The sequence below is a fragment of the Caulobacter endophyticus genome (assembly GCF_003116815.1).
Lineage (GTDB): Bacteria > Pseudomonadota > Alphaproteobacteria > Caulobacterales > Caulobacteraceae > Caulobacter > Caulobacter endophyticus.
Genome location: NZ_QDKQ01000025.1, coordinates 1 through 12,935 on the forward strand (window position 1 = coordinate 1; position 12,935 = coordinate 12,935).

Below are 12,935 nucleotides of genomic sequence, written 5' to 3' on the forward strand. Positions count from 1 at the left end.
CCTCCGCCCGGCAAAAGAGCCTCCAGAGTGGCTCATCAGCCTCTCGGCCGCCCGTCCGCCACCTCAACCTCGACGATCCGCCGTTTTAAGCAACACGCCCCTTGCGGGAGAGGGTGGCCCCACGCAGTGGGGTCGGGTGAGGGGTCGCACCAACGCAAAACGCCGCGACGGCCATCCGGCTGTCGCGGCGTTCTGTTTCTGAGAGACCCCTCAGCCGTCGGCTTTCGCCGACACCTTCTCCCGCAAGGGGAGAAGGATCAGGAAGCTCAAGCCTTGGTGTCGAACGACCCGCCCGACTCTTCGCCGGAAGCCGCGTACGGGTTGGCCGCGGCGGCGGCCGGTTCGGACGGGGCCGGGCCGGTGGAGCCCTTGGCCGCGACGGCGACCATGGCCGGGCGCACGAGACGACCCAGCAGCTCGTAGCCGACCTGCAGCACCGCGACGACGCCGCCGGCGGCGACCTCGTCCGAAGGCTGCTCCATCACCGCCTGGTGCAGGTGGGGATCGAACTTCTCGCCCTTGGTCGGGTCGACCTTCTTGAGGCCGTTGCGCTCGAAGGCCGCCTGCAGCTCCTTCTCGGTCATCTCGACGCCGACGATGAAGTTCTTCACCGCCGCATCCTGCGAATCGCGCGGGCTGGCCGCGGTGGCGCGCGACAGGTTGTCGGCCGCGCCCAGCAGGTCGCGGGCGAACTTCTGGATGGCGTAGGCGCGCGCGTCGTTCATCTCGCGCTCGGCGCGGCGCTTGACGTTCTCGGCCTCGGCCGCATAGCGCAGGGCCTGGTCCTTCATCGCCGCGATCTCGGCCTTGAGCGCCTCGATTTCCTGGGTCAGGTCCTCGGCTTCGAAAGCGACGTCTTCGGCCGGCGTTTGCTCGTCGGTCATTTCAAACAGTCCTCATCCATCGATCATCCGGCCGAGCACGCGGGCGGTATAGTCCACCAGCGGGATCACCCGGGCATAGTTCAAACGCGTGGGGCCGATCACGCCGATCGCGCCCAGCACCTTCTGTCGCCCCGTCATATAGGGCGCCGCGATCACGGAGGAACCCGAAAGCGAAAAGAGTCGCGTCTCGGCCCCGATGAAGATCCGCACGCCCTCGGCGTCGCGGACGTCGTCGAGCAGGCCGATCAACTGGCCCTTCTGCTCCAGGTCGTCGAACAGCTGGCGCACGCGCTCCAGATCCTCGCGGGCGGCGGCGTCGGCCAGCAGGTTGGCGCGGCCGCGCACGATCAGGGCGCGCTCGGCCCCCTCCCCGCCGCCCCAGGCGGCCAGGCCGTCCTCGACGAGGCGCGCGGCGGTCTCGTCCAGCTGGCGGCGAGCGGTCTCCAGCTCGGCGCGGATCTCGTCCTTGGCCTCGGTCAGGGTGCGGCCGCGCAGGCGGGCGTTGAGAAAGTTCGAGGCCTCCTGGAAGGCCGAGGGCGTCAGCCCCGCCCCGCCCCGCATCAGCCGGTTCTCGACGGTGCCGTCCTCGAAAACCATCACCGCCAGGGTCTGGCCGCCGCCCAGCGCCACGAACTCCACGTGCTTGATCCCGCCCTCCCGCACCGGGGTGACGACGATGCCGGCCCCGCCGGCCAGGCCCGACAGTATGGCCGAGGCCTCGTTCAGCGCCTCCTCGAAGGTGCGGCCCTTGGCGTAGAGGCGGGCCTCGATCTCGCGCCGCTCGTCCTCGCCGACGTCGCCGACCTCCAGAAAGCCGTCGACGAACATCCGCAGGCCCGCGTGCGTGGGCATGCGGCCGGCGCTGGTGTGCGGGGCGTCGAGCAGCCCCAGCTGCGCCAGGTCCTGCATGGTGTTGCGGATCGAGGCCGGCGACAGCTGCACGCCGCCCTTGGACAGGGTGCGCGAACCGACGGGCTCGCCGGTCTCCAGATAGCCTTCGACCACCCGGCGGAAGATGTCGCGGGCGCGGGCGTCCAGCTCGGTCAGGCCGGGCGTCCGAGCGATCGGTCCCGGAAAAAGCTGCGTCATGGCCCTTCGAGATAGGAACTGATGTCGAAAAAATCGAGCGGGGACTTGGAGGTTCCCGTCCGCCGGAGGATAAGCGGCGCCTTCAGATACGACCAGACCTAGCCCGGAGTTTCTTCATGCGTCCGTCCGAACGCGCCAACGACCAGCTTCGCGCCGTCACGCTGGAGACCGGCGTCAACCGCTACGCCGAGGGCTCATGCCTGATCGGCTTTGGCCACACCAAGGTGCTGGTCACGGCCACGGTCGAGGAAAACGTCCCCGGCTGGATGCGCAACAAGGGCGCCGGCTGGGTGACCGCCGAGTACGGCATGCTGCCCCGCGCCACCCACACCCGCGGCCGCCGCGAGGCCGCCACGGGCAAGCAGACTGGCCGCACCCAGGAGATCCAGCGCCTGATCGGCCGCTCCCTGCGCGCCGTCGTCGACCTCAAGGCCCTGGGCGAGCGCCAGATCAGCCTTGACTGCGACGTCATCCAGGCCGACGGCGGCACCCGCACCGCCGCCATCACCGGCGCCTGGGTCGCCCTGCGCCTAGCTGTCAACTACCTGCTCGAAGAGGGCGTGCTGAAGGCCGACCCGATCCTGGGCCAGGTGGCCGCCGTCTCCTGCGGCGTCTTCAAGGACACCCCGGTCCTCGACCTCGACTACGAGGAAGACAGCAGCGCCGAGGCCGACGGCAACTTCGTGCTGACCGGCGCCGGCGACATCGTCGAGATCCAGGCCACTGGCGAGAAGCGCGGCTTCACGCGCGGCGAGTTCGACACCCTGTTCGGCCTGGCCGAAAAGGGGATCGGCGAGCTGTTCGCCTTCCAGCGGGCCGCGATCACCGGCAAATAGCGACAAGGCGCGTCGGGCGGCCTGGCCGCCTGACGCCCTCCGGCCCTTCAAGGACTAGCGGGGGCTCGCCTTGCGCCCGTAGGCCTCGGACCACGCCGCCCGGACCTTCGGCTCCACCAGTTTTTCCGGGCTGATCGTCCCGATGATCGATGCGCCCGTCGGCAAAGCGGACGACGAGTAAACGACGAACATGTCCCCGGCCGTCGGATCGAGGGCATCAAGGGCCGGCGCCGGCCCACACGAGGTGAAGCTGGTGTGCCGTATGGTCGTCGACGTCGCCGTCGGCGGTCCCTTCAACTGAAGGATCGGCTTGAGCGCCGCCTCGCGCCCCGGCGCCCCGCCGGCGCCTTGAAGCCAGATCTCTTTGGGATGCTGCAAGAGCGCCACGAACACCACTTCCGAACGGTCCCAGAGGCTCGCCTGGAAATCGAGCGTGCGTCGACGCTGGACCTCGGGACCGGCTGGCGGCGCCATCACGCAGGCCAGCGCCGGCGAGCCCGCAGCCGCGATGGCCAGACCGGCCAGAACGCTTCGCTTCAAGACCTGCATCCCATGACCTCCTAGCGCGCCGCGACCACCGTCACCTCGACGGCGTAGTCCTCGCGGGCCAGCCGCGCCTCGACGGTCGTGCGCGCCGGCGGGTTGTCGCTGTCCACCCAGGCGTCCCAGGCCGCGTTCATCTCGTCGAAGCCGGCGATGTCGGCCAGGTAGATGGTCGCACTGAGCAGCCTGTCCTTGCTCGACCCGCACTCGGCCAGGGTCTCGTCGATCTGGGCCAGCACCTCCTTGGTCTGCTCCAGCACCGACTGGCCGCGCGTCGCCTCGGCCACGTGCCCCGACAGGAACACCACGCCGTTGAAGGCCACCGCGTCGCTCCAGCGCTTGGCCTTGCCGATACGTTCGATCATGTCGTGAGCCTTCCTTATCTGCCCCTTCCCCCTTGATGGCGACGGGGCAGGGGGTCAAGACGTCTACCCTAAGGCCCGGCTCGTCCAGTCGACGATCTGCGGCGCGCTCATCAGCCCGGCCGAGCGGGCGACCACCGCGTTGTCGCGGAACAGGATCAGGGCGGGTATGCCGCTGACGCCCAGGGCCGAGGCCGGCGCGGGGTGGGCTTCGGAGTTCAGTTTCAGCAGGCGCACGCGAGGTTCCAGCTTCGCTGCTGCGGCGGCGTAGTTCGGCGCCATCGCCCGGCAGGGCCCGCACCAGGGGGCCCAGACGTCGAGCAGCACGGCCGCGCCCTGGGTCAGCCGGCGATGCCGGTCCAGGCCCGCGCCGTCGACCTCGATCGGCATGGCCGTGAAGACGGGGTTCTTGCAGCGGCCGCACCTAGCCGCGGCGGGATCGCGGTCTGGCGGCAGGCGATTGGCGGCCCCGCAGGATGGACAGACGATTTGCATGGCCCACAGGTGTGGCCCGCCCCGGCCGCGCGCAAGCCCGGGTCAGTCCTCGTCGCCGCCGTCGCCCGGCCCGTGCTCGAAGGTCATCAGGTCGCCCGGCTGGCAGCCCAGCTCCCGGCACAGGGCGTCCAGCGTCGAGAAGCGGATGGCCCGCGCCTTGCCGGTCTTCAGGATCGACAGGTTGGCCAGGGTCACGCCGACGCGGTCGGACAGTTCGGTCAGCGACATGCGGCGTTCCAGCAGCACGCGGTCGAGGTTTACGCGGATGGACATGCAAGCTCGCGATCAGATGGTCAGTTCGGCTTCGCGGCGAAGCCGGGCGCCCTCGCGGAACACCTCGGCCAGGACGAAGACGACCAGGACGGAAAACCAGGCGGTGAGGGTGAAGGATCCCTCCGACGGCTTGTCGCCGGCGACCAGGATGCGGGTCAGGGCCGACAGCACGTAGCGGCCGATCTCCAGGGCGGCCAGCACGATGCCCATCACCCGCAGCCGGCGCACGTTGTCCGGATGGAACGGGTCGCCCAGGATCATCGTCGCGAAGATCTTGCGCAGGCGCTCGACGATGGCCATCCAGCCGCCCGACATCAGCGCCCAGCCGCCCAGGGCCACGGCCGCGCCGGCCCCGTACTTGCGCAGCACGCCCGCGGCCTCGCCCGGCAGCATCGAGGCCAGCAGGTCGGGATTGAAGCTGAGCAGCAGCACCAGCACCGTCACCAGGGCCAGGAAGCTGACCCAGACCCACAGCGCGTAATAGCTGACGTCGAGAATGATCTTCAGGAAGCTCGATACCGAGCCCGGCCCCAAGGCGCGCATGGGCTGTGTCCCCGCCAAGATCCAAAAAGAGTTGCCGCGCGCCCGGCGCGCGGTGGCGACTCGCCTCCCCAGGCGGTGGCCGGATTGAAGTCTAGAGCGAGTGGGCCAGGAACGTCACGGCGGAGATCGGCAGGCCAGCGATCAGCACCAGGGTGGCCAGGCGGACGGCCGAGGATTCCAGGAGGCTGAACAGGCGGGGCAGCGACATTGGGCGGTTCCGGACAGGGGCGGGCAGGAGCTTTGCCGATGCCGCCAGGATCGCCGGTCCCTGCCCGGCGGACAATGTCGCTTATCGATAAACGATATTAAACTTTCGCAATGATCGGCCTTGCGGCGGCAGGCCCGCGAGGGTCTAACCACCCTCAGTTTTTGCCTGCGGGAGCCGCGCGATGACCCTGAAACTGATCAACGGCCAGAAGATCGTCGCGGCCACCCACAATCCGGGCAAGGCCAAGGAGCTGGCCGCCCTGCTCGACGGCCGTTTTACGGTGCTGGCCGCCGGCGCGCTTGGCCTGCCCGAGCCGGACGAGACCGAGACCACCTTCGAAGGCAACGCCCTGCTCAAGGCCCGTCACGCCGCCAACCTGTCGGGCGAGGTGTCGCTGGCCGACGACTCGGGCATGTCGGTCACCGTGCTGGGCGGCGCGCCGGGCATCTATTCGGCCCGCTGGGCCGGTCCGGAAAAGGACTTCGCCATGGCCATGGACAAGGTGGCCGAGCGCATCGAGGAGACCGGCTCGGAGGACACCAGCGCCTGGTTCACCTGCGCCCTCGCCGTCGCCTGGCCCAACGGCGGCCCGGCCGTGGTGGTGCAGGGCGAGGTGCATGGCGCGCTCGTCTTCCCGGCGCGCGGCGACAAGGGCTTCGGCTACGACCCGATCTTCGTGCCGAATGGCTACGACCAGACCTTCGGCGAGATGGAGCCGGCCCAGAAGGACGCCATGAGCCACCGCGCCGTGGCCTTCGAGAAGCTGAAGGCGGCGCTGTTTGAGTGACGGCCTCCCCCCTCTAGGCCTCTACGTCCACTGGCCCTACTGCGCCCGCATCTGCCCCTACTGCGACTTCAACGTCGTGCGCGACCGGGGGCGGACGGACGAGCAGGCGGCGCTGGCCGACGCCATCCTTGCCGACATGACCGCCCAGCGGGTCCTGACCGGACCGCGCCGCCTGTCGTCGATCTTCTTCGGCGGCGGCACGCCCTCGCTGATGGACCCGGCCGCCGTCGCCCGCGTGATCGAGACCGCCAAGTCGCTGTGGAGCCCGGCCGACGACCTGGAGATCAGCCTCGAGGCCAATCCCACCGACGCCGAGGCCGGCCGCTTCGACGCCCTGGCCGATGCGGGCGTGGCGCGGCTGTCGCTGGGCGTTCAGGCGCTGGACGACGCCTCGCTGAAGATGCTGGGCCGCAACCACGACGCCGGCTCGGCCCGTCGCGCCATAGCCACGGCCGCGCGCCTGTTCCCGCGCCTGTCGGTGGATCTGATCTACGCCCGCCCCGGCCAGACCGACGCGGCCTGGCGCGAGGAGCTGGCGGAAATGCTGGCCTTCGGCCCCGAGCACGTCTCGCCCTACCAGCTGACCATCGAGGCCGGCACCGCCTTCGACCGCGCCGTGGGCCGGGGCAGGATCGTGCCGCCTGACGAAGACCTGGCCGCCCAGCTGTTCGAGACCACCCAGGAGGTGCTGGAGGCCGCCGGCTTCGACGCCTACGAGGTTTCGAACCACGCTCGGGGCCCGGCCGCCCGCTCGCGCCACAATCTCGTCTACTGGCGAGGCGTCGACTATGTGGGCGTCGGCCCCGGCGCCCACGGCCGCCTGACCCTGCCCTCGGGCCCAACCGGCGGCAAGGTCGCCACCACCGCTCGCGCGAAGATCGCCGACTACATCGCCGCCGTCGCCGCAGACGGCACGGGCTTCGAGCGCGAGGACCTCAGCCCCATCGAGGCCGCCGAGGAGCGCCTGCTGCTGGGCCTGCGCATCGACGACGGCGTCGCCTTCGCCGAGATGGCCGCCCTGGACCTCTTCCCGGACACGCCCAAGGTGAAATCGCTGGTCGAGGCCGGACTTCTGGTCGATGACCCGGTCAGGTTGCGCGCCACGCGCCGGGGCCGGCTGCTGCTAGACCGGCTGACAGGCGTGCTCGCGACCTGATAGCCTCCTGCTTCGCGGGTCCCGGCCCGATCTTCTCAACGGAAAGTACCGCCGCTTGAGCCGTCTGCTTCCCCCGCCTGCCCTGTCCGACGCCCCCCTCGCGCCCGGTCTCTACCTGGTCGCCACGCCGATCGGGAACCTGCGCGACATCACCCTGCGGGCGCTCGACGTGCTGGCCGCCTGCGACCTGCTGCTGGCCGAGGACACCCGCGTCACCGGCAAGCTGCTGTCGGCCTATTCGATCCGCACCAAGCTGGAGCGCCACGACGAGCACGTGGCCGAGCGCGCGATACCGGCCATTCTCGAACGGCTGGAGGCCGGCGAGCGCGTGGCCCTGGTCTCGGACGCCGGCACGCCCATGGTGTCGGACCCCGGCTACCGCCTGGCCCGCGAGGCCATCGCGGCGGGCCATCCGGTATTCCCCATACCCGGCGCCTCGGCGGCCCTGGCCGCCCTCACCCTGGCCGGCCTGCCCACCGACCGCTTCCTGTTCGCCGGCTTCTCGCCGCCCAAGAGCGCCGCGCGCAGAACCTTCCTGGAAGAGTTCGCCAACATCCGCGCCACCCTGATCTTCTTCGAAGGCGCCTCGCGGGTGGACGACACGCTGGCCGACATGGCCGCCGTGTTCGGGGCCGAGCGCCCCGCCGCCGTCTGCCGCGAACTGACCAAGCTCTACGAGACCTGCGTGCGCGGCTCCCTGGGCGAGCTGGCCGTGGACCCCCGCTTCGAGAGCCCCAAGGGGGAGATCGTCATTCTCGTGGGTCCCGGCGCCGAAAAGGTCGCCAGCGCCGACGACGCCGAGGCCGCCCTGCGCGAAGCCATGGCCCGCCTGCCCCTGGGCGAGGCCGCTTCCGAGGTCGCCAAGGCGCTCGGCCTGTCGCGCAAGGACCTCTACCGCCAAGCCCTGGCCCTGAAGGAGGCCGGATGACGGCCCCGCCGCTGCGCGAGGTCCGCAAGGTCCGCGGCGCGGCCGCGCGGCGCTCGGGCCGGCGCGCCGAGGCCTGGGCGGCGGCCTGGCTGATGATGCGGGGCTACCGCGTGCTCGGCTTCCGCCTGGCGACCAGGGCCGGCGAGATCGACATCCTGGCGCAACGCGGACGCGTCTTGATCGTTGTCGAGGTCAAGAGTCGGACGAGCCTGGAGGCGGCGCTGGAAGCGGTGAGCTTCGAACAACGGATGCGCCTGCGCCGCGCGGGCGCGCTGGCCGCGGCGTCGCGCGCCGGTCTCAAGGGCATGGCCGTGCGGCTGGACCTCCTGGCGATGACCCCAGGCCGCCTGCCCCGCCACGTCCCCGACGCCTGGCCAGGCGACGACAGGGGCGACGGGAGGAGCTGGGCATGACCCGCGACGAGGCCGAGGCCGTCCTCACCCGCGCCGGCGAGCACGACGACGATGGCTTCCCGCTGTTCGAGGCGGCGCTCGCCTGCGCCGTCCACGACGATCCCGATCGCGACGAGCAGCCGGCCCTGGACCTGGCCCGCTCGGCCGTCGAGCGGCTGAAGGCGCGCCTGCAGGGCGAGTCGCCCGAGGAGGCCATCGCCGAGGCCATGGCCGGCGACCTGCGCCTGACCGGCGACCTTCTGACCTACGACCATCCCGACAACGCCGATGTCATCGCCATCGCCGAGCGACGCAAGGGCCTGCCGGTCGCCCTGGGGGTGTTCTACATCCACGCCGCCCGCGAGACCGGGCTCGACGTCAACGGCGTCGACTTCCCCGGCCACTTCCTGCTGCGCATCGAGACCGACGAGGGCCCGCTGGCGCTCGACCCGTTCAGCGAGGGCCGGGTGGTGCTGCCGTCAGAGCTGTCGCGCCGGGCCCTGCGCACGGGCCTGATGCCCGACGTCGCCGCGCGCCTGGACCAGCTGATGGCCCCGATCTCCGATCGCGCCGTCCTGATCCGCCTGCAGAACAACATCTTCGCCCGCGCCCAGCAGGCCCGCGACTGGGCCCGCGCCGAGCGCTCGGCCCTGCGCCGCGCCCTGCTCGACCCCACCGACCACCACCCCTGGCTCGACGTCGCCGCCGCCCGCGAGGGCCAGGGCGCCCTGGCCGGGGCCCTGCAGGCGCTTTCCCGGGCGCAGACGCTCGACGGCGGCGCCACCATCGCGGCCCGGGCGGCGCGGGAACGGGTGCGGCTGCGGCTGAATTAGCTTTGCTTACAGTGGCGAGGCCTTTATCAATTCCTGGTCAATTGACCTGAGCGAAGTGCGCATACGATTGATTTCAAACTCGAAAGACGCACGAAGATCATTGAAGTCATCGCGCACCCTGGATGCCGCCCCACTTATCTGCTCCTCGGCTAGCGCACCTTCCCTTTCGATCTGCGCCCAATCTTCATCACTAATGGCATAATCCTCTCCAACCTGGTCAGTCGTATGGGGGCGATGCGCAGCTTCGAGCTTATCAACAAGAAATCTTAGTGACTTAATAAGTTTATCAATTTCAATATCTATCATTAGAGGATCAAGGCGCTTACACTTGTAAGATTCCATCTTCACGACGATAAAATATAAATTTTGCTCACTTTCGAATAGCCACTCTATTTCATATTTCCCAATTTCAAGCTCCTCAACTTCGTAAATTTTTTTCTCAAAATTATCTAGGTCATTGCTCACAAATTCAGATACAATTTGATATCTATCATTTATTTCAGACAACCTTCTATCAACGAAATCCCTATACATCGCACTTGACTGAAATTTTATATATTTCAGCTGACGCCAAACAGGTCTGACCGCAATGTAAGCAGCCAGAAGGGCCACTACAGCGCCTATAAGAGTTTGGTATCTGTAGATCCAACTTTGGTCGGAAAATAAGTTCGCTCCCCGAGCGAACACTGCCAACAGGCCAACGCCGGGCAAAACCGTGGCCATAACAAGCGCGGCACCCCGAACGTTCATTCCATCCCCCCAGCACAATCAGCCCACATGGACATCCAAGCGCGCTCCAAGCAAGGCGCACTTCGCCCTCGCAATCGCCAAAAAACGGCCTAACTAGGTGACTGCGCCCCAGATCGGAAAGTAGCCGGAGTCGTCATGTCGCTGAGAGTCGCCGTCCAGATGGATCCCGTCCTGGGGATCAACATCGACACCGACACCACCTTCCTGATGATGATGGAAGCCCAGAACCGGGGTCACAAGCTCTGGTTCTACACCCCCGACAAGCTGTCGCTGGAAGACGGCCGGGTGTTCGCCCGCGCCCAGCCGCTGGAGGTGTTCGCCGAAAAGGGCGCGCACGCCAGGCTCGGCGAGACCGTGATCCTCGACATGAAGGACGACGTCGACGTGGTGCTGATGCGCCAGGATCCGCCGTTCGACATGGCCTACATCACCGCCACGCATTTTCTCGAAAAGGTTCACCCACACACGCTCGTGGTGAACAACCCGGCCGAAGTGCGCAACGCGCCCGAAAAGCTGTTCGTCACCGATTTTCCCGGCGTGCAGCCGCCGACCCTGATCACCTCCGACCACGAGGCGATCTACGACTTCCGCGCCCGTCACGGCGATATCGTCCTGAAACCCCTCTACGGCGGCGGCGGCTCGGGCGTGGCTCGTCTGCTGGCGGACGATCCCAATCTCGACGCCCTGCTCGAGCTGCACGCCATGATCGGCCGCGAGCAGGTCATCGCCCAGAAGTTCGTCCCGGCCGTCAGCAAGGGCGACAAGCGGGTGCTGCTGGTCGACGGCGAGCCGGTCGGCGCCATCAATCGCGTGCCGGCCGCCGGCCAAGTGCGCTCGAACCTGCGCGTCGGCGGCCGCGCCGAGGCCGTCGAGCTGACCGCCCGCGACAAGGAGCTGTGCGCCATCATCGGCCCTGAGCTGAAGAAGCGCGGCCTGCTGTTCGTCGGCATCGACGTGATCGGCGAGTACCTGACCGAGATCAACGTCACCTCGCCCACCGGGGCCCAGCAGCTCAAGCGGTTCAGCGGCATCGACGCCGCCGCGGCGCTCTGGGATCGGATCGAAACCATCCGATCAACCCAGGCGTGAAGAAGCGGCGCTAGCGTACTGAATCGTCACACTTTCCCGAAACGTTCGTTTTTCGTTCTTGCTCCGAACCGACAGCCATGCTTGGCTTGTGGATAAGTCGGGCATTTTCGGGGGAGAGAGCATGGCGGCCAAGGTCGTCACGGTGGCGTTCGAGGGCGTGGAGGCGCGCCGCGTCGACGTCGAGGTGCAGCTGACCGGCGGCGTCGTGGCCTTCGCCGTGGTCGGCTTGCCCGACAAGGCCGTGGCCGAAAGCCGCGAGCGGGTGCGCGGGGCCTTCGCGGGCCTTGGCCTCTCGATGCCGGGCAAGCGCATCGTCGCCAACCTGGCCCCCGCCGACCTGCCCAAGGAAGGCACCCACTTCGACCTGCCAATCGCCCTGGCGCTGCTCGGCGTCATGGGGGTGATCCCGCCCGACGCGCTCGACGGGTGGGCCGCGATGGGCGAGCTGTCGCTCGACGGCCGCATCGTCGCCTGCGCCGGCGCCCTGCCCGCGGCCATGGCGGCCGGGGCCATGGACCTTGGCCTGATCTGCCCCGAGGCCTGCGGGCCGGAAGCCGCCTGGGCCGGCGGCACGCGGATCCTGGCCCCGCGCTCGCTGGTGGCGCTGATCAATCATTTCCGGGGCAGCCAGCTGCTCGGCGCGCCCGCCCCCGGTCCGGTGGTCGAGGGCGAACGGGCCAAGGACCTGCGCGACGTCAAGGGCCAGGAGCAAGGCAAGCGCGCGCTGGAAATCGCCGCGGCCGGCGGCCACAACCTGCTGTTCGTCGGCCCGCCGGGCTCGGGCAAGTCGATGCTGGCCCAGCGCCTGCCGGGCCTCCTGCCGCCGCTGACCTCGCACGAGCTCTTGGAAACCTCGATGGTCCATTCGGTGGCCGGGCTGATCGCCCGGGGCGCGCTGACCAGGGCCCGGCCTTTCCGCAGCCCGCACCACAGCGCCAGCATGGCCGCCCTCACCGGCGGAGGCCTGCGCGCCAAGCCCGGCGAGGTGTCGCTGGCCCATAACGGCGTGCTGTTCCTCGACGAGCTGCCCGAGTTCGGCGTCCAGGCCCTCGACAGCCTGCGCGCGCCGCTCGAAACGGGCGAGGTGATGGTCGCCCGCGCCAACGCCCATGTCCGCTATCCGGCCCGCGTGCAGCTGGTGGCGGCCATGAACCCCTGCCGCTGCGGCCACGGCGGGGCCGGACGCGGCGCCTGCGGCAAGGCCCCGCGCTGCATCCGCGACTATCAGGGCCGGGTGTCGGGACCGTTGATGGACCGCATCGACCTGGCCGTCGACATGCCCGCCGTCACCGCCGCCGACCTCGCCCTGCCCGCCGCCAGCGAAGGCTCGGCCGAGGTCGCCGCCCGCGTCGCGGCCGCCCGCCGCCTGCAGGCCGAGCGGGCCGAAGAGGTCATGCCGGGAACACCGGAGGTGCTGAACGGCCGAGCAGAGGGCGAACTGCTGGAGCGCATCTGCGCCCTCGACGAGCCCGGCCGCGCCCTGCTGGCCAAGGCCGCAGAAGCCGGCCGTATCAGCGCCCGCGGCTGGACACGCACCCTGCGCCTCTCACGCACCATCGCCGACCTGGAAGGCGCAGGGTCGGTCAAGAGGGTGCACGTCGCCGAAGCCCTGGCGCACCGGCGAACGAGCCCGGCGGGGGGGATGGAAGGGGTGATCTAGATGTCGAAGCTATGAAGGTTGTTCACCCGGGGCGGTGCTGAGAGGCTGGGGTTGCGAAGCGCCAAACTCTAGCCCGGAGGCCCCGGATGAACGTGCATGAGAATGCG

Annotated in this window: 16 protein-coding genes; 8 read left to right on the forward strand and 8 right to left on the reverse strand. The window is 69.2% G+C overall.

From position 1 onward, the window contains the following. Positions 1-266 precede the first annotated feature (266 nt). Positions 267-884: a nucleotide exchange factor GrpE gene (gene grpE, locus DDF67_RS05365; protein WP_109099906.1), complete on the reverse strand. Its 618-nt coding sequence runs from the start codon at positions 882-884 to the stop codon at positions 267-269. Between the two features lie 12 nt (positions 885-896). Continuing rightward, positions 897-1,973, reverse strand: coding sequence for a heat-inducible transcriptional repressor HrcA (gene hrcA / locus DDF67_RS05370; protein WP_109099907.1), 1,077 nt, complete (start codon positions 1,971-1,973; stop codon positions 897-899). 116 nt (positions 1,974-2,089) lie between these two features. Between hrcA and rph the strand changes: the two genes are divergently transcribed. Then, positions 2,090-2,809 carry a ribonuclease PH gene (gene rph, locus DDF67_RS05375; protein WP_109099908.1) on the forward strand — a complete coding sequence of 240 codons (720 nt, stop codon included), beginning with the start codon at positions 2,090-2,092 and terminating at the stop codon, positions 2,807-2,809. 54 nt (positions 2,810-2,863) lie between these two features. Here the strand turns inward: rph and DDF67_RS05380 are convergent, their stop codons facing one another. From DDF67_RS05380 to DDF67_RS05400, 5 genes are all read right to left on the reverse strand, one after another. Beyond that, the gene (locus DDF67_RS05380) at positions 2,864-3,358 is read right to left on the reverse strand and encodes a hypothetical protein (protein WP_109099909.1); all 495 of its coding nucleotides are present in this window, start codon (positions 3,356-3,358) and stop codon (positions 2,864-2,866) included. An 11-nt stretch (positions 3,359-3,369) separates the two neighbouring features. Next, a complete protein-coding gene (locus DDF67_RS05385) occupies positions 3,370-3,717 on the reverse strand; it encodes a RidA family protein (protein WP_109099910.1) in 348 nt (115 codons plus the stop codon). 63 nt (positions 3,718-3,780) lie between these two features. Next, a complete protein-coding gene (locus tag DDF67_RS05390; protein WP_109099911.1) occupies positions 3,781-4,209 on the reverse strand; it encodes a thioredoxin domain-containing protein in 429 nt (142 codons plus the stop codon). Positions 4,210-4,251: 42 nt separating this feature from the next. After that, positions 4,252-4,482, reverse strand: a complete 231-nt coding sequence (locus DDF67_RS05395) for a helix-turn-helix domain-containing protein (protein WP_109099912.1) — start codon at positions 4,480-4,482, stop codon at positions 4,252-4,254. A gap of 12 nt (positions 4,483-4,494) precedes the next feature. After that, entirely contained in the window at positions 4,495-5,025 is a 531-nt protein-coding gene (locus DDF67_RS05400; RefSeq protein WP_109099913.1) for a DUF2975 domain-containing protein, read from the reverse strand. A gap of 389 nt (positions 5,026-5,414) precedes the next feature. On the opposite strand from DDF67_RS05400, the gene rdgB reads away from it, so the two are divergent. Genes rdgB through DDF67_RS05425 form a run of 5 tightly spaced genes read left to right on the forward strand, consistent with a single transcriptional unit; the run spans position 5,415 to position 9,329 of the window. Beyond that, positions 5,415-6,020 carry an RdgB/HAM1 family non-canonical purine NTP pyrophosphatase gene (gene rdgB / locus DDF67_RS05405; protein WP_109099914.1) on the forward strand — a complete coding sequence of 202 codons (606 nt, stop codon included), beginning with the start codon at positions 5,415-5,417 and terminating at the stop codon, positions 6,018-6,020. Further along, positions 6,013-7,176 (forward strand): radical SAM family heme chaperone HemW, encoded by a 1,164-nt coding sequence (gene hemW, locus DDF67_RS05410; protein ID WP_109099915.1) that lies wholly within the window; start codon positions 6,013-6,015, stop codon positions 7,174-7,176. The genes rdgB and hemW overlap by 8 nt, the downstream gene beginning before the upstream one ends. A gap of 55 nt (positions 7,177-7,231) precedes the next feature. Continuing rightward, a complete protein-coding gene (gene rsmI / locus DDF67_RS05415; protein ID WP_109099916.1) occupies positions 7,232-8,104 on the forward strand; it encodes a 16S rRNA (cytidine(1402)-2'-O)-methyltransferase in 873 nt (290 codons plus the stop codon). Continuing rightward, on the forward strand, positions 8,101-8,517 hold the full coding sequence (locus tag DDF67_RS05420) for a YraN family protein (protein WP_109099917.1): 417 nt from the start codon (positions 8,101-8,103) through the stop codon (positions 8,515-8,517). The genes rsmI and DDF67_RS05420 overlap by 4 nt, the downstream gene beginning before the upstream one ends. After that, positions 8,514-9,329, forward strand: coding sequence for a SirB1 family protein (locus DDF67_RS05425; protein WP_109099918.1), 816 nt, complete (start codon positions 8,514-8,516; stop codon positions 9,327-9,329). The genes DDF67_RS05420 and DDF67_RS05425 overlap by 4 nt, the downstream gene beginning before the upstream one ends. A 6-nt stretch (positions 9,330-9,335) precedes the next feature. Here DDF67_RS05425 and DDF67_RS25260 read toward each other — a convergent pair whose 3' ends face one another. Then, positions 9,336-10,079 (reverse strand): hypothetical protein, encoded by a 744-nt coding sequence (locus tag DDF67_RS25260; RefSeq protein WP_146197965.1) that lies wholly within the window; start codon positions 10,077-10,079, stop codon positions 9,336-9,338. A 135-nt stretch (positions 10,080-10,214) separates the two neighbouring features. Between DDF67_RS25260 and gshB the strand changes: the two genes are divergently transcribed. Further along, positions 10,215-11,168, forward strand: a complete 954-nt coding sequence (gene gshB / locus DDF67_RS05430; protein WP_109099919.1) for a glutathione synthase — start codon at positions 10,215-10,217, stop codon at positions 11,166-11,168. A 121-nt stretch (positions 11,169-11,289) separates the two neighbouring features. Beyond that, on the forward strand, positions 11,290-12,828 hold the full coding sequence (locus tag DDF67_RS05435; protein WP_109099920.1) for a YifB family Mg chelatase-like AAA ATPase: 1,539 nt from the start codon (positions 11,290-11,292) through the stop codon (positions 12,826-12,828). Positions 12,829-12,935: the final 107 nt, after the last annotated feature.